General features: G+C 69.0%; 7 protein-coding genes and 3 rRNA genes. 2 read left to right on the top strand and 8 right to left on the bottom strand.

From position 1 onward, the window contains the following. Positions 1-33 precede the first annotated feature (33 nt). The 8 genes from ACVGV2_RS06320 to ACVGV2_RS06285 form a co-directional block, all read right to left on the bottom strand. The gene (locus tag ACVGV2_RS06320) at positions 34-3,057 is read right to left on the bottom strand and encodes a bifunctional [glutamine synthetase] adenylyltransferase/[glutamine synthetase]-adenylyl-L-tyrosine phosphorylase (protein WP_459165104.1); all 3,024 of its coding nucleotides are present in this window, start codon (positions 3,055-3,057) and stop codon (positions 34-36) included. Positions 3,058-3,109: 52 nt separating this feature from the next. Continuing rightward, positions 3,110-3,859 (bottom strand): type 1 glutamine amidotransferase, encoded by a 750-nt coding sequence (locus tag ACVGV2_RS06315; RefSeq protein ID WP_459165103.1) that lies wholly within the window; start codon positions 3,857-3,859, stop codon positions 3,110-3,112. A 179-nt stretch (positions 3,860-4,038) separates the two neighbouring features. Beyond that, a 5S ribosomal RNA gene (gene rrf / locus ACVGV2_RS06310) occupies positions 4,039-4,156 on the bottom strand. Between the two features lie 136 nt (positions 4,157-4,292). Continuing rightward, positions 4,293-7,387 (bottom strand): 23S ribosomal RNA (locus ACVGV2_RS06305). 226 nt (positions 7,388-7,613) lie between these two features. After that, a 16S ribosomal RNA gene (locus ACVGV2_RS06300) occupies positions 7,614-9,149 on the bottom strand. The 16S, 23S and 5S rRNA genes sit together here, the layout of an rRNA operon. A 547-nt stretch (positions 9,150-9,696) precedes the next feature. Beyond that, positions 9,697-13,410, bottom strand: a complete 3,714-nt coding sequence (locus ACVGV2_RS06295) for an FkbM family methyltransferase (protein ID WP_459165102.1) — start codon at positions 13,408-13,410, stop codon at positions 9,697-9,699. Positions 13,411-13,471: 61 nt separating this feature from the next. Continuing rightward, entirely contained in the window at positions 13,472-14,815 is a 1,344-nt protein-coding gene (gene glnA, locus ACVGV2_RS06290; RefSeq protein WP_459165101.1) for a type I glutamate--ammonia ligase, read from the bottom strand. Positions 14,816-14,967: 152 nt separating this feature from the next. Continuing rightward, the gene (locus ACVGV2_RS06285; protein WP_459165100.1) at positions 14,968-16,542 is read right to left on the bottom strand and encodes an alpha/beta hydrolase; all 1,575 of its coding nucleotides are present in this window, start codon (positions 16,540-16,542) and stop codon (positions 14,968-14,970) included. Between the two features lie 94 nt (positions 16,543-16,636). Between ACVGV2_RS06285 and ACVGV2_RS06280 the strand changes: the two genes are divergently transcribed. Together ACVGV2_RS06280 and panB are read left to right on the top strand one after the other, a co-directional pair. After that, a complete protein-coding gene (locus tag ACVGV2_RS06280) occupies positions 16,637-18,409 on the top strand; it encodes an NAD+ synthase (protein ID WP_459165099.1) in 1,773 nt (590 codons plus the stop codon). A gap of 347 nt (positions 18,410-18,756) precedes the next feature. After that, complete coding sequence (panB, locus tag ACVGV2_RS06275; RefSeq protein ID WP_459165098.1) at positions 18,757-19,635, top strand: 3-methyl-2-oxobutanoate hydroxymethyltransferase; 879 nt, start codon at positions 18,757-18,759, stop codon at positions 19,633-19,635. Positions 19,636-19,718 lie beyond the last annotated feature (83 nt).

The following is a 19,718-nucleotide window of genomic DNA, read 5'->3' as shown; positions in this document are numbered from 1 at the left end:
TACGCGCGGGCCCCGGCCAATGGTGCTGTACAGTCACGACTCGTAGAACACCCGCTCCACCACGGCTCGGGCGCGCCGCGTCACGCGCAGGTAGTCGTCGATCACTGTGCCCGGATCGGTTCCCGCCGGATACCCGAGCGCAGTGGTCACCATCGCCAGTTCCCGTCCCTGGCTCTGCTTCGGCAACTGGTCACCGGGTTTGCCCCGCACCAGGGTCACCGCGTTGCGCACCCGCATCGCCCACGCCCACGCGTCCACCAAACGCTCGGCGTCAGTTTCGGACAACACTCCCACCTCGGCCGCGGACCGCAATCCCTCCACGGTGGAGGGCGTTTGCAGCTCGGGATGGCGGTGCGCGTGCTGCAGTTGCAGCAGCTGCAAGGTCCATTCCACATCGGCCAGTCCCCCGCGCCCCAGTTTGGTGTGCATGGCCGGGTCCGCGCCGCGCGGCAGCCGTTCCGAGTCGACCCTGGCCTTGATCCGCCGGATCTCGCGGGTTTTCGCCGCGTCCAACCCGCCTTCCGGGTAGCGGAACGAAGCGATCATCGCACGGAACCGCTCACCGAGTTCAGCATCGCCCGCGACGGGGCGGGCGCGCAGCAGCGCCTGCGCCTCCCACACGTGCGCCCACCGCTCGTAGTAGCTGCGGTAGGAATCCAACGTACGCACCAGCGCGCCCTGCTTTCCCTCGGGTCGCAGGTCGATGTCCACTTCCAGCGGTGGGTCCTGACTGGGCGAGCCGAGCAGTGCACGGACCTGCTCCACAACGGCGCTCGCGTATCGCACGGCCGCGTCTTCGGGCGCCTCACCACGCGGTTCGCAGACGAACACGACGTCGGCGTCCGAGCCGTAGCCCAGTTCAGCACCACCGAGCCGTCCCATGCCGATGACGGCGATGCGCGCCGAGTGCGCATCCGTGCGTTCCGCGACGGAATCGGCGGCCACGGTCAACGCGGCCTCCAGCACCGCCACCCAGATGGACGACAATGCCGTGCGCACCGATTCCGGCGACATGAGGCCGAGCAGATCGCCGCAGGCGATGCGCAGCAGTTCGTGCCGGCGCAGGGAGCGCGCCGCCGCCACGGCCCGCTCCGGTTCCTGGTACCGAGCGACCGTGGCGTGCAGCGACTCGGCGATCTCCGCGGGGTCGCGTTCGCTGAAATCCCAGGTGTCGACGAGCAGGCGCAGGACTTCCGGGGCTCGCGCGAGCAGTTCCGGCACGAACCGGGAGATGCCGAGCAGATGGGCCAGCCGCTGCGCCACCGCTCCCTCGTCCCGCAGCAGGCGCAGGTACCACGAGGTTTCGGCCAACGCCTCGGACACCTTCCGGTACTCGAGCAGCGCGCCGTCCGGGTCGGGGGTGCGGGCGAACAAGTCCAGCAGCATCGGCAGCAACGTGCCCTGGATGCTGGCGCGCCGCGACACCCCGCTGGTGAGCGCTGCGATGTGCCGCAGCGCCCCTTCCGGGGAGGTGTAGCCGAGCGCCGCGAGGCGTTCGGTCGCGGCGCCGGTGGCCAGGCGCAGTGCTTCCGTGGGCACCTGAGCGACCGATTCCAGCAGCGGTCGGTAGAAGAGCTTCTCGTGCAGGCGCCGCACCCGCGTGCGATGCCTGCGGAACTCGGTGATGAGGTCTTCGCTGGCGGTGCTGCGGCGTCCGGACCGCATCCCGGCGGCACGGGCGAGCACGTCGAGTGCGGCCTGGTCGTCGAACGGCGGGAAGACGTGGGTGCGGCGCAGCCGGCGCAGCTGCAATCGGTGTTCGATCACGCGCAGGAACCGGTACGACTCGACGAGATCGGTCACGTCCGCCCGCGCCACGTAGCCGCCCTCGCCGAGTGCGCGCAGCGCGTTCAACGTGGACTTGTCGCGCAGCGATCCGTCGGTGCGGCCGTGCACCAGCTGCAACAGCTGCACGGCGAATTCGACGTCGCGCAGACCGCCGCGGCCGAGTTTCAGCTCACGGTCGGCGACATCACCGGGAACGTGGTCTTCGACGCGACGTCGCATCGACCGCACATCGCTGACGAATCCTTCGCGTTCCGCACTGGTCCACACGAACGGCAGCACCGCGTCGGCATACTCCTGGCCGAGTTGTTCGTCGCCGGCCACGGGTCGTGCTTTCAGCAGTGCCTGGAACTCCCATGTACGGGCCCAGCGGCGGTAGTAGGCGATGTGGCCGTCCAACGTCCGCACCAGCGCACCGTTCTTGCCCTCCGGGCGCAGCGCGGCGTCGACTTCGAAGCACGCGGCCCCGGCCACGCGCATCAGCGTGGTGGCCATCCGCGTCGCCCCGGGCACGTCGGCTTCGCTCCTGGCTGCGAAGACCACGTCCACGTCGCTGACGTAGTTGAGCTCCCGACCGCCGCACTTGCCCATCGCTATGACGGCCATGCGGGGTGTCGTCGCACCTTCCGGAGCTGTTGAGCGCCATTCGGTTTCGGCCACGGCCCACGACGCGCGCAACGCGGCGACAGCGGCATCGGACAGCAGGGTGACGATGTCCTCGTACTCCACCACCGGCAGATCGGGTTCCGCGGTGTGGGCGAGGTCCCAGCTCGCGATGTCGAGCAGCATCGCACGGTAGACCCCGCGCAGTACGCTGATCGCCTGTTTCGCCCCCAACGTGGCGCTTTCGGAGTCCCCTTCGCGTACCGCGTCGAGCAGTTCGGTCGTGTAGGTCTCCGCGAGTTCGGCCGGCGCTTCCCAAGTGCGGAGCCGCCGCCAATCCCGAGGGTGGGCGACCAGGTGGTCGCTGAACGCCGAGGAGGTACCGAGCACGCCGATCAGGCGTCCACGCAAGCACGCGTTCTCCGCGAGCTCCGCGGCCAGGGCCGCCCAGTCTTCCTGCGAAGTGTCGCGCAGGCGGTCGAGGGCGTGCAGCGCCAGATCGGGGTCCGCGGTTCTGGAGAGGGCCGCAACGATCGGTTCGGATTCCTCGGGGCCGGTGTCGGACCACCATCCGGCCGCTCTCAGTCGTGCTTCGGCCCAGTCGGTGTTGCTGAACCCGTACCGGGCGGACGAGACGACGGTGGGACGGCCCGAACCACTGGAGACCATGTTCGAACGGTAATCCTCAGCACCTCGGAAAACCCATGCGCATCGCTGAGACTCACACGACGGGCAGCAACCGGTGTTCGCTGCGTTCCTGCGGCGGCAACGAGGCGATGTGGGCGAAGCGTTCCGCGACCGGTCGCCAGGTTTCAGCGGCTTCCTCGTGGAACCGGTCGAGCACTTCTGCGCTGAGGGGCTGACCGTGCGCTTCAGCCAGTTCGGGGTGGTGCTCGAGCCACCGCAGAACCGTGTCGGTGGTGGTTTCGATGTGGAACTGCAGACCGTACGCGAACGGGCCGATGCGGAACAGCTGGTGGTCGCACCCGGGTGAGGAGGCGAGCAGCTCGGCGGTCGGCGGGAGCGTCGCGAGCTCGTCGGTGTGGAAGCACAGCACGTCCGGGGTGAGCGGCACCGAGCCGAACAGCGGGTCGTCCGCAGCCGAGTCGCGCTTCGCGATCAACCCGGGGCCGATCTGCGGGCCGTGCGGAACTGCGCGGATTCTGCCTCCGGTGACGCTGGCGAGGATGTGCGCTCCCAGCCCCAGGGCCAGAACCGGTGCTTGTTGTGTCACCGCACTGCTGAGGAGCGTCCGCACCTGGGCGAGCCACGGATGCTCAGCATCCTCGTAGGGCCCCATCGGGCCGTCGAGCACGATCAGGGCGTCGTACTCGCCGAGCTCGGCGGGCACCGATGCGGAGTCGCAGGCGAGCGTGTCGACCACGGCCCCCGCCTCAGTCAACCAGTTGCCCAGTGTTTCGGGCGGATTGTCTGGCCCGGGTTGCACGGCCAGGATGCGCGGACTTGCCATGACTCCGAGCGTACGTCGCAGCGCGGCCTGCGCCCAATGTGCACGGGCGCATCCGAGGCCCCGCGCGGGTACGTGTCACCGTCCTGACATGAAAAGGAGGGGTTGGGGTGGGACCCGTGGCACCCGAATGTCGGGTGGCGGGCTCTCCCAGCCCCAACCCCTCCTCTCCTTTTGGTGTGTGTCGGCGGCGACTTACTCTCCCACACCCCACCGGGTGCAGTACCATCAGCGCTGGGAGACTTCGCTACCGGGTTCGGTATGGGATCCGGGCCTACCCCTCCCGCTATGGCCACCGACAACTCACAAACCCCTCACACCCGCACCGGGGTGGGGGGTGGGTGGTTGAGAAGCCGATCAGCAGGTGTGAACACCCCACCACCAGCAATACTGGCGCGTCGTGTCCGTGATGCTCGAGGATTGTGCCCTCACAAGAGGGGGTAAGCCGCTCGGCCGTTTAGTACCGGTCGGCTGAACTCGTTACCGAGCGTGCACCACCGGCCTATCCACCCAGTCATCTCCTGGAGGCCTTAACCCACATGGGGCGGGACACCTCATCTTGAGGCTGGCTTCCCGCTTAGATGCTTTCAGCGGTTATCCGTACCGAACGTAGCTAACCAGCCGTGCCCCTGGCGGGACAACTGGCACACCAGAGGTCCGTCCGTCCCGGTCCTCTCGTACTAGGGACAGCTCCTCGCAAGTGTCCTCCGCGCGCGGCGGATAGGGACCGAACTGTCTCACGACGTTCTAAACCCAGCTCGCGTGCCGCTTTAATGGGCGAACAGCCCAACCCTTGGGACCCACTACAGCCCCAGGATGCGACGAGCCGACATCGAGGTGCCAAACCATGCCGTCGATACGGACTCTCGGGCATGATTAGCCTGTTATCCCCGGGGTACCTTTTATCCGTTGAGCGACACCCCAGCCACCTGGAAGTGCCGGATCACTAAGACCTGCTTTCGCACCTGCTCGACCCGTCAGTCTCACAGTCAAGCCCCCTTGTGCCCTTGCACTCACCACCTGATTCCCAACCAAGCTGAGGGGACCTTTGTGCGCCTCCGTTACTCTTTGGGAGGCAACCGCCCCAGTTAAACTACCCACCAGGCACTGTCCCCAATCCGGATCACGGACCTAGGTTAGATGCCCGGAACGGCCAGAGTGGTATTTCACCAACGACTCCGCGCACACTGGCGTGCCCGCATCACCGTCTCCCACCTATCCTACACAAGCCGCACCACACACCAATGCCAAGCTGCAGTAAAGGTCCCGGGGTCTTTCCGTCCTGCCGCGCGAAACGAGCATCTTAACTCGTCGTGCAATTTCGTCGAGTCCGTGGTCGAGACAGCGCCCGATTCGTTACGCCATTCGTGCGGGTCGGAACTTACCCGACAAGGAATTTCGCTACCTTAGGATGGTTATAGTTACCACCGCCGTTTACCGGCGCTTCGGTTCAGAGCCTCGCCCCCCACAGGGGGCTCACCCCTCCCCTTAACGTTCCGGCACCGGGCAGGCGTCAGTCCATATACTTCGCAACCACGCTTCGCATGGACCTGTGTTTTTAGTAAACAGTCGATCAGGCCTCGTCACTGCGGCCGGCCCGCGCTTCCGCCGCCACGGGCGTACACGCCAACCGGCTCCCCATCTCCCGAAGTTACGGGGACAATTTGCCGAATTCCTTAACCACGGTTCGCTCGCTCGCCTCGGTATACTCTACCTGGCCACCAGTGTCGGTTTCGGGTACGGACCACCGACGCGTCCGCTAGAGGCTTTTCGAGACAGCATGGGCTCACCCACTTCGCCACTCAGGCTCGGCATCAGGTCTCAGGCACCCGGTGCACGGATTTGCCTGTACACCGCCCTACACCCTTACCCCGGCACAACCACCGGCCGGGCTGGACTACCCTTCTGCGTCCCCCCATCGCGGGCCCGCACACCCAGCGCGGCGCCACGGCCCGCCACGACGCGCAGCCCAAAGGCCACACGCCGCACGAACGATGACACCACCACCACGATGCCGGGCGGATCAGCGCCGGCAGGTACGGGACTATCAACCCGTTGCCCTTCGACTACGCCTGTCGGCCTCGCCTTAGGATCCGACTCACCCAGGGCGGATCAACCTTCCCCTGGAACCCTTGGCCATCCGGCGGAGGAGATTCTCACTCCTCAAACACTACTCATGCCTGCATTCTCACTTCCGGCTCCTCCACACCCGGTTACCCGGCATGCTTCACCGTCACCGGAACGCTCCCCTACCCAAACAACCCCCCACCAGGGGGCTGCTTGTCGCGGCTTCGGCGGTGTGCTTTCCAGCCCCGCTGAATTTTCGGCGCAAAGTCGCTTAACCAGTGAGCTATTACGCACTCTTTCAAGGATGGCTGCTTCTAAGCCAACCTCCTGGCTGTCCCAGCGACCCCACATCCTTTCCCACTCAGCACACACTTCGGGGCCTTAGCCGACGATCTGGGCTGTTTCCCTCTCGACCATGGAGCTTTTCCCCCACAGACTCACTGCCACGCTCAAACCCAGGCGTATTCACCGTTTAGCTGATCTCGGTAACCCACCGGGCCCCTCGACCAACCAGCGCACTACCCCACCCAGGAACCACGCAACGCTGCACCTAAATGCATTTCGGGGAGAACCAGCTATCACCGAGTTTGATTGGCCTTTCACCCCTGCCCGCAGCTCATCCTCCAGGTTTGCAACCCTGGTAGGTTCGGGCCTCCACCCGGTATTACCCGGGCTTCACCCTGACCACGGGAAGATCACTCGGTTTCGGGTCCAGAGCACGCGACTCCACCGCCCTCTGCAGACTCGCTTTCGCTGCGGCTACCCCACACACGGGTTAACCTCGCCACGCACCACTAACTCGCAGGCTCATTCTTCAAAAGGCACGCCATCACACCCCGCAGGTGCTCTGACGGCTTGTAGGCGCACGGTTTCAGGAACTCTTTCACTCCCCTCCCGGGGTACTTTTCACCATTCCCTCACGGTACTGATCCACTATCGGTCACCAGGGAGTATTTAGGCTTACCAGGTGGGCCTGGCAGATTCACACGGAATTCCACGGGCACCGTGCTACTCGGGAACAACCCAGACTTCCACGACAACTTTCACCTACGGGGGTCTCACCCACTCCGCCAGCGCCTTCCAACGCCTTCGGCTAGCCACGCTTCCATCCCCCGGAGCGGCAGCCCCGGAACAAGCCGTCCCAACAACCCCGGACACGCAACGCCTGCCGACTCTCCCACGCACCCGGTTTAGCCTCTTCCCCTTCCGCTCGCCACTACTCAGGGAATCGCTCTTGCTTTCTCCTCCTGCAGGTACTGAGATGTTTCAGTTCCCCGCGTTACCACCCACTGCCCTATACATTCAGACAGCAGCGACCGGACAACACTCCGGCCAGGTTCACCCGTTCGGACACCCTGGGATCACAGCTCGGTCGGCAACTCACCCAGGCTTATCGCAGCCACCCACGTCCTTCAACAACTCCTGGTGCCAAGGCATCCACCGTACGCCCTTCACAACTTACCACCACGAAGGACCACAACCAACAACACCACGACAGGATGTTCACACCCACTATCCACTTCTCAAACACCCAGAAACACCACCCCAGCCGGGCCGTGTTCCCTCACAACCCGACAGCGAATGCCTGTGCCACCACGCGCACGAACCCCAAAACACCACAAAACCAACACGAAACCCACACCACACGCTCCGAGGACACTCCCCGAAACACTCGCGGGCTTCTCCTTAGAAAGGAGGTGATCCAGCCGCACCTTCCGGTACGGCTACCTTGTTACGACTTCGTCCCAATCGCCAGTCCCACCTTCGACCACTCCTGCCGGACGCATCCGGTTGGGCCATGGGCTTCGGGTGTTACCGACTTTCATGACGTGACGGGCAGTGTGTACAAGGCCCGGGAACGTATTCACCGCAACGTTGCTGATCTGCGATTACTAGCGACTCCGCCTTCACGGGGTCGAGTTGCAGACCCCGATCCGAACTACGACCGGCTTTGCGAGATTCGCCCACCCTTGCGGGATCGCCACCCTCTGTACCGGCCATTGTAGCATGTGTGAAGCCCTGGGCATCAGGGGCATGATGACTTGACGTCGTCCCCACCTTCCTCCGAGTTACCTCGGCAGTCTCCCGTGAGTCCCCAACCACATTGCTGGTAACACGGGACAAGGGTTGCGCTCGTTGCGGGACTTAACCCAACATCTCACGACACGAGCTGACGACAGCCATGCACCACCTGTCCACCGGCCCCAAGGGAAACCCCATCTCTGAGGCGATCCGATGGATGTCAAACCCAGGTAAGGTTCTTCGCGTTGCATCGAATTAATCCACATGCTCCGCCGCTTGTTCGGGCCCCCGTCAATTCCTTTGAGTTTTAGCCTTGCGGCCGTACTCCCCAGGCGGGGCGCTTAACGCGTTAGCTGTGGCACGGAAACCACGACGGTCCCCACACCTAGCGCCCAACGTTTACGGCGTGGACTACCAGGGTATCTAATCCTGTTCGCTCCCCACGCTTTCGCTCCTCAGCGTCAGGCACGGCCCAGCAAGCTGCCTTCGCCGTCGGTGTTCCTCCCGATATCTGCGCATTTCACCGCTACACCGGGAATTCCGCTTGCCTCTACCGCCCTCAAGTGTGCCCGTATCGGCCGCCCGTCCGCGGTTGAGCCGCAGGATTTCACGGCCGACGCGACACACCGCCTACGAGCCCTTTACGCCCAGTAACTCCGGACAACGCTCGCGCCCTACGTATTACCGCGGCTGCTGGCACGTAGTTAGCCGGCGCTTCTTCTGCCCCTACCATCACCTTTGTCAGGGCTGAAAGAGGTTTACAACCCGAAGGCCGTCCTCCCCCACGCGGCGTCGCTGCGTCAGGCTTTCGCCCATTGCGCAAGATTCCCCACTGCTGCCTCCCGTAGGAGTCTGGGCCGTGTCTCAGTCCCAGTGTGGCCGATCACCCTCTCAGGCCGGCTACCCGTCGTCGCCTTGGTAGGCCCTGACCCCACCAACCAGCTGATGGGCCGCGAGCCCATTCCGGACCGGGCACCGCACCTCACAGCACGGCACCTTTCCGTCCCCCCGGATGCCCGAGAAGACGGCTATCCGGTATTAGCCCCGGTTTCCCAGGGTTATCCCCGAGTCCAGAGTAGATTACTCACGTGTTACTCACCCGTTCGCCGCTCGGTTATCTCCCGAAAGAGACACCTCGCTCGACTTGCATGTGTCAAGCGCGCCGCTAGCGTTCGTCCTGAGCCAGGATCAAACTCTCCAACAACAAATCCCAGCAAAAAAACAAGGGCCACGCACACGCGTGGACACAAACATCCGCTGTCGAGTTCTCAAAGAACACGCCACCACAACCCCGCGGCGGCACCACACAACCCTAGCACCGTTCACTGCTGCCCGATCACCGGGGGCCCCACAAGGAGGCCGAGGACGTTGCTTCAGGTTGTCAATATTGGCGCAACTCGAAGTTGCACCGCTTTGTCACTTTACTCGGTGCATTTCGCTGTGTCAACCGAAGTTCACCCGCATGCCCCGATCAGTTTGTGTTGCGTCCACTCTAACCAACCCGGCTCCGGCCCTTGCGAAGGGGGTCCTCCGCCCGCGAGCACACCCGTGCCCTCCTGGTTGGCGAGCCCGTGTCGTCCGTGCCGGGGAGCGCTCCCGCCGGCCGACCGCGCGGACGGGGCCGGTCGAACGGGGCCGGTCGGACGGCTGGCAGCCCAAACCGGCGGCCGCTGGAAGCGGCGGGAACGAACGCAGCACACCACGAGCAGCCCTCCAGCAGCCCGATCAGATCCGCCCGGGCCAACCGGGATTCACGCCGGCCGCAACCACAGCTTCACCGTGTGCGCCCCGGAACTGCGCACCGCCGCGAGCAGGTCCTCGGGGCCCACAGCTGCGTCGCGCCCCACGGGCACGAGCTCGTAACCGTGCTCGGCGATCCCGCGCAACACCACGAGCGGGTCGGCGCCGTCCCGCGCGACCCCGTCCGGGGCGAAGGAGCACACCACTGACGGCCGGTGTTCGGCGAGCAGCTCCGCCATGCCCGCGACGACCCGGTGCAGCTGCCCCGCCACGTCCACGTGCACCGCGGAGATCCGCAGCCCTCGGGCAGCGGCCAGTTCCGGCCGCGCCGCCCACGTCTCGTCGAGCGGCAGCGCGCGCACCCGTTCCGCGGCGCCGGCCGCGGCCCCGTCCGCTTCCTGCTGCACGTCGAGCCCGCTCACGGCTCCCGGCCATCCGATGAGTTCGGCAGGAGCGTCCCAAGCCGCGCCCGCGAGCAGCGCGAACCGGTCCCGCACCCGCTCCGGCACGTTCGCGGCGACGTTGCGGCGCGCCAGCTCCGCGGCGCGGGCGCTCGGTTCCACCGCCACGACGGCTCCGAGTTCGTGCGCGTTGAGCATCCGCACCGTCTGGTAGCCGACGTAGGCGCCGATGTCGAGGAACGCGCTGCCCGGCTGCACCAGCGCATCGAGCAGGCCCGACACCTCGCCGTCCCAGGCGGCGTGCTGGGACAGCCACGGCAGCAGGAACGTGTCGTCCGCGGGCAGGCGCAGCACCCCCGCATCGCACAACACCGGTGTCGTCCGCCCCGCGGCGTCCGCGACGTCGCCCTCGGTGGCCCGCTCGTGCTCCTGCAGGACGACGCGCTGCACCATCTCGGTGCGTCGCAGTGCGTTCGCCGCGTCCAACGAGGCCGCGCGCACCGGCGGCTCCCACTCCTGTTCGCGGCTCTGGCGCTGTTCCAGGGCGTCCACCCGGTCCACCACGCGTTCGAGGGCTCCGGTGAGCCCGTCCAGGCGCTGCGCCACGGCGTCCCACCGATCGTCCTCGGTGCTTTCCCGCTCCACCGCGGCCTCCTGCTCCAGCGCGCGGAGCCGGCGCTGCTGCTCGGCGAGTTCGGTGCGGGTGCGCACCACCGCGTCATCGGCGTGCAGCACCTGCTCGGCGAGCTGTTCCTGCTGCCGCGCCAGCCGCGCGATCTCCACCCGCAGTACCTCCGGATCGGTGCCGTCCGACTGCTCCTGCCTGCGCAGCAGCTCCGTCGCGGTGCGCTCCACCCCGTCGACGACGGAGCGCAGCACGTTCCGCAGGTGGTCGTCGTAGTGGCCGAGCGCCTTGAGCACCGCTTTCCGCAGTGCTGGTGTCATCGCACCGCGCGTGCCCTCGGCCACGTCCGGCGCGCGGTGCAGCGCGTGGCGCGCGACCAGCAGCGGGCGCAGCGGGTCCTCCCCGGCGGGTGCGCCCGAGCGCTCGTCCGAACCAGTGCTGCGCCAGCTGCGGTAGGCCTGCTCCACGCGTTCCCGCAGTCGCGCGCCCACGTCGCCGGGAGCGTGCTCGGCGCGCACGTGCTCGCGCGCCCGCAAGCCGAAATCGGCGAGTTCCGCCCGGTCCGCGGCCGCAGCACGCAGCGCCTCCACCGCCCGCTCCGGATCGGGAGCACCGCTCGTCGAGCAGGGCACGAGCCACGCGCCGGCGGAGCCGAGCACCGCACCGATGCCGCCGGCGTCCGCGGCGATCACCGGAACGCCGCGCGCGACGAGACGCACCAGCCCGGGGACGTGCCGGTCCGCTTCGGCCCGCGGCAGGGCGAGGACGCAGTCGGCCGCGGCGAACGTGGTCTCCGCCTCGTACGGCACCGCGTCCGCCTCGGGGCGTTCGACCAGCAGCACGCGCGGTTCGGACGCCGTGGCCAGGCGCAGGCGTTCCGCGGCTTCCGGGTGGCGGGCGGCGCCGGCGACGAGCAGCAGCAGGCGCGCGTCCGGATCAGCGGCGAAGGCGGAGAGGAATCCGTTCACCAGCCCGAGCGCGTTGTCCGCGTGCTCGGCGGCGTGGTCGACCGCGGCGGCGACGACGAACTCGTCGGACAGTTCCCACCGCGCGCGTTCGCCCTTGCGGGCGGCCAGACCGAGCGGGTCGCGCTGCGGAACCGGTGCCGGCAGCACGCGCGAGACCGGCCCCGCGGCGCTGCGGGCGGCGATCCGCGCCTGCTCGGAGAGGTACCAGGCTTCGGCGGCTTCGGGCGGCGGAGGGGCGGAGGTGAGCACCACGTCGACGATGTGCCGTCCGGCGGGCACCGGCGTGTCGGCGCGGCAACGCAGCACGACCGGGTAGCAGGGCGTGTCGGAGGTGGGCAGTCCGGAGGCCCGCGCGGTCTCCGCCAGCAGTTCGGCGAGCGCTCCGGTGCCGAGCACGGAGACGCCGAGCTGGTCGAGCAGTGCGGCCTGCCGCCCGGCCGGGGCGCGGACCGTCCCGTCAGGTACCCGACCGCTGGCGCGTCCGGTACCGAGGCACCACTCGTGGAACGCGGCGGCGTCGGAACCGAACGGGTCGGGGAAGTCGCGCCGCAGCTCCGGGTCCGCGGTCCACACGGCGGCGGTCCAGCGCGAGCCGCCCGCCTCGCGCTGCCGGTCGTCGGCGGGTTCGCCGGCCCAGCGCAGGAACTCCGCGGCGGGGTCCTCTTCGGGCCCCGGGGCGAACGGGCTCGGCGGTGGTTCGCCCCGCTCGCGCCAGGTGCGCGAGTACGCGCGCCGCAGCGGCTCGGGCAGCGGTGCGCCGCCCGGCAGGTGGTCGTAGGGATGCGGGGCGGCTGCGGTGTGGCCGTGGTGGACGAGCGCGTTGCGGTAGTGCGCGCACAGTTCCGCCAGCAGCGGGTGTTCGGAAAGCAGCACGCGCGGGTTGTCGGCGAACGCCGTGGACAACAGCCACGGCCGTGCCGGCTGGAAGCCGGCGAAGTGCACGGTGCGCAGCGGCGCGCCGTCGACCGTGTAGCTCTCGCCGTCCCGCGCGAGCTGCCGGTGCGCTGCGTTCCAGGCGGACAGTCCGAGCCCGGGGTCGCGGAGCACGCCGTGGTCGGCGAGGACTGCGAGACCGTCCACGCGGTTCGCGGCGCCCGCGGGGTCGCGGTCGAGTTGCGCCTGCCACTGCTCGAGCGCGCTGTCGGCACCTGCCGCGGCGACGAGCAGGTGCGGGTCGAACATCCCGGCCTCGGCGAGGTCGTCCGGCCCGGGACGCAACCCGTCGGCGGTCAGCGGGCGCAGCACCCGCGGCACGAGCCGCACCGGGCTGTCATCGGTCGCGAGCACGTCGTCGAACGGGTGCAGCACCCGCACCTCGGGTTCGCAGCACACCACGGTCGCGGCCGCGCCGCGCAACCGGCGCAGCAACCGGGGGCGCAGCACGGCGCGCAGCTGCTCGGCGGTGCAGGCCGTCGCCAGTCGGGCGAACTCCTCCGCCGACAGTCCCAGCTCGGTCACGTCGACCGCGTCCGGTTCAGTCGGGTCGACGAGATCGGGACGGTCGACGACGAGCAGCGCGAAGCGCGCCGCGGGGTGGTGCTGCAGGAACGACTCGCGCAGCACGCGAGCGGCCGGCAGCTGGTCGCGGCGGGCGAGTGTGCAGCCGATGAGTTCTCGGGAGGCGCCGCCGGTGTTGCCGGACGGCGCGTGCCGGTGGCCGGTGGACCCCGCCGCCGACGCGGAACCGCTCGCGTCGGCGGTGGACTCAGCAGCGTGGTCTGCATCGCTCACGCACGCAACGTACCGCCGCCCGAGCCGCGTGATCCGCGTGCCCCGGCGCGCCGGAAGCGGTTCAGAGCATCGGCATGAGCGTCCGCAGTTCGTACGGGGTGACGTGGCTGCGGTAGGCGTCCCACTCGTCGCGCTTGTTGCGCAGGAAGAAGTCGAACACGTGCTCGCCGAGGGTTTCGGCGACCAGTTCGGAGGACTCCATGTCGCGCAGCGCCTCGTTGAGGTTCTGCGGCAGGTTGTCGTACCCGGCGGCCTTGCGTTCGCCCTCCGTCAGCGCCCACACGTCGTCCTCCGTGGCCGGGGGCAGTTCGTAGCCCTTCTCCACCCCGGTGAGCCCGGCGGCCAGGGTGACCGCGTAGGCCAGGTAGGGGTTGCAGGCGGAGTCGACGTTGCGGACCTCGACGCGGCGCGAGGAGGACTTGCCGGGGGAGTACATCGGCACCCGCACCAGCGCGGAGCGGTTGGCATGGCCCCAGCACACGGCGGTGGGGGCTTCGCCGCCGACGACGAGCCGCTTGTACGAGTTCACCCACTGGTTGGTCACGGCGCTGATCTCGCGCGCGTGGTGCAGGATGCCGGCGACGAACGCGCGTCCCGTGTCGGAGAGTTCGTAGGGGTTCTCCGGGTGGTAGAAGGCGTTGCGGTCGCCTTCGAACAGGCTGACGTGCGTGTGCATGCCGGAACCGGGGCGTTCGCTGAACGGTTTCGGCATGAAGGACGCCCGCACCCCTTGGGTCATGGCGACTTCCTTGACCACGTACCGGAACGTCATCACGTTGTCGGCCATGGTCAGCGCGTCGGCGTAGCGCAGGTCGATCTCCTGCTGGCCCGCGGCGGCCTCGTGGTGGCTGAACTCGACGGAGATGCCCATCGCCTCGAGCGTTTCGATGGCGTTGCGGCGGAAGTGCGGTGCCGCGTCGTGGCTGGCTTGCTCGAAGTAGCCGCCGGAGTCGGCCGGCGTCGGTTCGCTGCCGTCCGTGGGCAGGTCCTTGAGCAGGAAGAACTCGATCTCCGGGTGCACGTAGCAGGTGAATCCGGACTCGGTGGCCCGGGCGAGGGTGCGGCGCAGCACGTGCCGCGGGTCGGCCCAGCACGGCGAGCCGTCCGGCATGTGGATGTCGCAGAACATCCGGGCCGAGTAGTGCTCCCCGTCGGGGGTTTCCCAGGGCAGCACCTGGAACGTCGTGGGGTCCGGCTTTGCGACCATGTCCGATTCGAAGATCCGCGCAAACCCTTCGATGGCCGAGCCGTCGAATCCGATGCCCTCGGCGAAGGCCCCTTCGAGCTCGGCCGGCGAGATCGCCACCGATTTGAGGATGCCGAGGACGTCGGTAAACCACAGCCGCACGAAGCGGATGTCGCGTTCCTCCAGGGTGCGGAGCACGAACTCCTGCTGGCGGTTCATGTCCGGCAGCCTAGGAGTTCGTCGGGACCGATGCGTAACCGGCGGGTCGAGCCCGCGAATCGGCGGGCCGCCGTCCGCGCCGTTCGCGGCGTCCGTGCGGCCCGCCCCACCCGGCGGCCCGGCCCACCCGGCGGCCCGGCACTCGGCTGCGGTCAGCCGCAGCGCGTGCCCTCCTCCGGCAGCTCGCGGTCGACGAAGTAGTCGACGCCGGCCTCGTCGACGCAGGAATCGCCCTGCAGGAAGGCGGTGTGCTGGGTGCCCTCGTAGGTCAGCAACCGCCCGTGCAGCGCGCGGGCGAGCCGGACGCCGGCCTGGTAGGGCGTGGCCGGGTCCCCGGTGGTGGACACGACCAGGGTCGGCGGCAGGTCGCGCACCTGCGGCTGCTCGGTGTCGCCGCTCGGCGGGACGGGCCAGAACGAGCACATGTCCCGCGCGGGGTTCGCTACGCGCCCGTCGTCGAGGAACGGCGCGGCCTCGCGGTAGCGCCGGTCCGCTTCGCGCGCTTCCTCCCTGGAGCTGAGCCGTTCGTCGTCGACGCAGTGGATCGCGTCGAACGCGTCGATGGTGTTCGAGTACGAACCGTCCGGGTCGCGGCCGTAGTACACGTCCGCCAGCGCCAGCAGCACCCGGCCCTGGCCCCGCCGCAGCTGCATCAGGCCCTGGTTGAGCTGCTCCCACATGTCCGGCGCGTACAGCGCCTGGATCACCGCGGTGGTCGCGTCGTCGTAGGACAGCGCGCGGTCACCGACCGGCACCGGGCTGTCCACCAGCGGGCGGGTGAGGCGCTGGAACTCGGCCACTGCACGGGACGGGTCGTCGCCGAGGGCGCACTCGCCCCGGTCGGCGCACCAGCGCGCGAAGTCCGCGAAGGCGCGCTGGAACCCGTCGCCCTGCCCCACCAGCGATTCGGTGGTGGACTGCTGCGGGTCGATCGCGCCGTCGAGCAGCATGGTCCGCACGTTGCCGGGGAACTGCTCGGCGTACTCGGAGCCGATGCGCGTGCCGTAGGAGAAGCCGAGGTAGTTGAGCTCGTTGTCGCCGAGCGCGGAACGCAGCACGTCGAGGTCCTTGGCCACGTCGTCCGTGCCGATGTTCGCCAGCAGGTCGCTGCCGCTGCGTTCCGCGCACTTGCGGGCGTAGGCGCGCTCTTCCCGCTCGGTCTGGGCGACGCCCCGCGGCGAGGCGTCGGCGTCGGAGTCGAGCCGTTCGGCGTCGCGTTCCGCGTCGGTCAGGCACTGCACCGCGGGTTCCGACGCGCCCACTCCGCGCGGGTCGAACCCGACGAAGTCGAAGCGCTCCCCCAGTTCCGAGCCGGACACCGCGCCGGCCATGCCGGCCGCCGCGCTCATGCCGGAGGCGCCGGGCCCGCCCGGGTTCATCATGAGCGACCCGATGCGCTCGTCCTGCCCGCCGGTGGCCGGGCGCCGCAGGAGTCCGAGTTGGACGGTGTCGCCACCCGGGTCGGAGTAGTCGAGCGGGACGGTCAGGCGGGCGCACTCCAGCCCCGGAGCCGCGTAGGCCTGCCGGTCCTGCTCGGTCTCGGCGTACTGCGGGCAGGCCTGCCACCGCAGCGACTGGCCGTAGAACCGCTCCAGACCCTGCGGCACGGGGCCGGCGGGGCCGTTGCGTTCGGTGTGCGGAACGTTCGTGTCCGGTTGCTGCGGCACGCACGCAGCCGTGGTGACCGTGAGCAGTGCCGTCGCGAGAACCGTGGGTGCGCGGAACACCACCGGATCCTGACATGCGGGTGTGGGCACTCCCACGCCGGGCGGCTCCCCGTCCGCCGGGACGGGACGCCGTCCGATGCGCGATGATGAGCGCATGCCGCAGTTGCGTCTCGGACTCGCCCAGATCAACACCACCGTCGGCGACATCGCGGGCAACAGCGCGTCCGTCGTGGACTGGACCCGCAAGGCCGCGGAGGACGGAGCGCACGTCGTCGCCTTCCCGGAAATGACGCTGTGCGGTTATCCGGTGGAGGACCTCGCCCTGCGCCAGTCGTTCGCCGCCGCCAACCTCTCCGAGCTCGAGCACCTCGCCGAGCGGCTGCGCACCGCCGGCTGCGGCGACGTGCTCGTCGCGGTCGGCCACTTGGGCCGCGACGACGAGGGGCTGCGGAACTCGGCGTCGTTGCTGTACGGCGGCGAGGTGGTCGCCACCTACAACAAGCACCACCTGCCGAACTACGGCGTGTTCGACGAGGCCCGCTACTTCGCGCCCGGTTTGGACCTGCCGATCGTGCGCGTCCACGGCCTGGACGTCGGCGTCGTCGTCTGCGAGGACGTCTGGCAGAACAGCGGGCCGGTCAGCGCCCTGGGGCAGGTGGGCACGGACCTCGTGCTGTGCCTGAACGCCTCGCCGTACGAGCGCGCCAAGGACGACCGGCGCGCGCCGCTGGTGCAGGCGCGTTCCGCGGAGGCGGGCGCACCGATCGCCTACGTCAACCTGGTGGGCGCGCAGGACGAGCTCGTGTTCGACGGCGGTTCGATGATCGCCGCTCCGGGCGGGGAGATGCTCGCCCGCGGACCGCGGTTCACCGAGACGCTGCTGGTGGCCGATCTCGACCTGGCGGCCGGTGGTCACACGGCCACGACCGTGTCCGAGGAGGTCGTGTCCGAGTCGCAGGGGCTGTCGTTCACGACGCGGCCGCCGGCTTTCGACGTCCAGCGGTACACGCTCAGCCCCGACCCGGTGCCGAAGTACGAACCGCGGAAGCAGCCGGGCCCGGCCGAACCGCTCGACTCCGCTGAAGAGGTGTGGTCGGCGCTGGTGACCGGGCTGCGCGACTACGTGCACAAGAACGGTTTCCGGTCGGTGGTCTTCGGCTTCTCCGGCGGCATCGACTCGGCCGTGAGCGCGGCGCTGGCCGCCGACGCGTTGGGCCCGCGAGCGGTGCACGGTGTTTCGATGCCTACGCGCTACTCCTCGGAGCACTCCCGTTCGGACGCGGCCGAGCTGGCGCGGCGGCTGGGCTGTTCGTTCGAGGTGCGCTCGGTGGCCGACGTGGTCGACGCGTACGTGCAGAAGCTGGAGCTGACGGGGCTGGCCGAGGAGAACGTCCAGGCGCGGTGCCGCGGGATGCTGCTCATGGCGCTGTCCAATCAGCACGGGCACCTCGTGCTGGCGCCGGGGAACAAGACGGAGCTGGCCGTGGGTTATTCGACGCTCTACGGCGATGCGGTCGGCGGGTTCGCGCCGATCAAGGACGTGCCGAAGACGCTGGTGTGGCAGTTGGCGCGGTGGCGCAACGCGCAGGCGGAGAAGTACGGCCAGGTGCCGCCGATCCCGGAGAACTCGATCAGCAAGGAACCCTCGGCCGAGCTGCGGCCGGGGCAGACCGACCAGGATTCGCTGCCGCCGTACGACGTCCTCGACGCGGTGCTGGACGGCTACGTGGAGGGCGACCGCGGCTACGCCGACCTCATCGGGGAGGGTTTCGACGCGGACCTGGTGCAGCGGGTGCTGCGGATGGTCGACGGGGCCGAGTTCAAGCGGCGCCAGTACCCGCCGGGCACGAAGATCACGTTCAAGTCCTTCGGCCGCGACCGGCGGCTGCCGCTGACGAACCGGTGGCGGGAAGTCCGGCCCGGTTGATCCCGGCGGCGTGCGCGCAACCCGGGTGAGCTGCCTCGGGCCGCGCAGGTCTTCGTGCGGCGTGCGGAGCTGCGTCCGCCCCCGAGCGACGCCGCTCCTCGCAGGATGCGGTCGCGGGGCGGCTTCTTCCCTCCCCGCGCGACGTGCTCGCGGGTGCGGCGAGCGGACCGCTGCCGCTGGTGCTGCTGCTCGGCGACTCCCGTCGCGGGCCTGCCGAGCAGGTGGCGCGGTGTGACGTTGCCCGGAGCCGTGTCCACCGGGCTCGTCGTCGTGCCACGCTGGGTCTCGTACCAGACGTCACATGACCCGGGGACCCGTGCAGGGCCTCGAGGACGAGGACGGTTCACATGACTGATACGGCGACTCACGCGGCTTCGACCGGGACACCGGCGGAAACCGCCGCTCCGCACGGCACCGCCCGGACACCTTCGCGGGTGCGCGTGCACCACCTGCAGCAGTTCAAGGAGCGCGGCCAGCCGTGGCCGATGCTCACCTCCTACGACACGTACACCGCGCGGATCTTCGACGAGGCGGGGATCCCCGCGCTGCTCGTGGGCGATTCGGCGGCGAACAACGTCTACGGCTACGAGTCCTCGCTGCCGGTGTCGGTGGAGGAGATGCTGCCGCTCACGCGGGCGGTGACCCGCTCGGTCGAACGAGCGCTCGTGGTGGCGGACCTGCCGTTCGGCTCCTACCAGGCTTCGCCGGAGCAGGCGCTGCACACGGCCGCGCGGTTCATGAAGGAGGGGCGGGCGCACGCGGTCAAGCTGGAGGGCGGTGCCGAGTTCGCACCGCAGGTCGAAGCGCTGACGACCGCCGGCATCCCGGTGATGGCGCACCTCGGGTTCACCCCGCAGAGCGAACACGGTCTCGGCGGCTACCGGGTGCAGGGACGCGGGGACGCCGCGGACGCGCTGCTCGCCGACGCGCAGGCGGTGCAGGAGGCCGGTGCCTTCGCCGTGGTGCTGGAAATGGTTCCGGCGGAGACGGCCAAACGGGTCACCGCCGAGCTGCACGTGCCGACCGTGGGCATCGGCGCCGGCCCGCACTGCGACGGGCAGGTGCTGGTGTGGACCGACATGGCGGGGATGAACACCGGGCGCACCGCGCGGTTCGTCAAGCGCTACGCCGAACTGGGCCAGGAGCTCTCCCGCGCTGCGCAGGAGTTCGCCACCGACGTGCGCGACGGCGGATTCCCCGCCGAGGAGCACAGCTTCACCGGCTGAGGCCTCCCCGCGGCCGCGAGCGCGCTGCTCCTGCCCGAGCCCGCTCACCAGGGGTGTGCACATTTCGCGAAATGTGCACACCC

The organism is Bounagaea algeriensis (genome assembly GCF_054491375.1).
The sequence above is the reverse complement of the archived record's forward strand: the minus strand, read 5'-3'. Positions and strand labels throughout refer to the sequence as shown.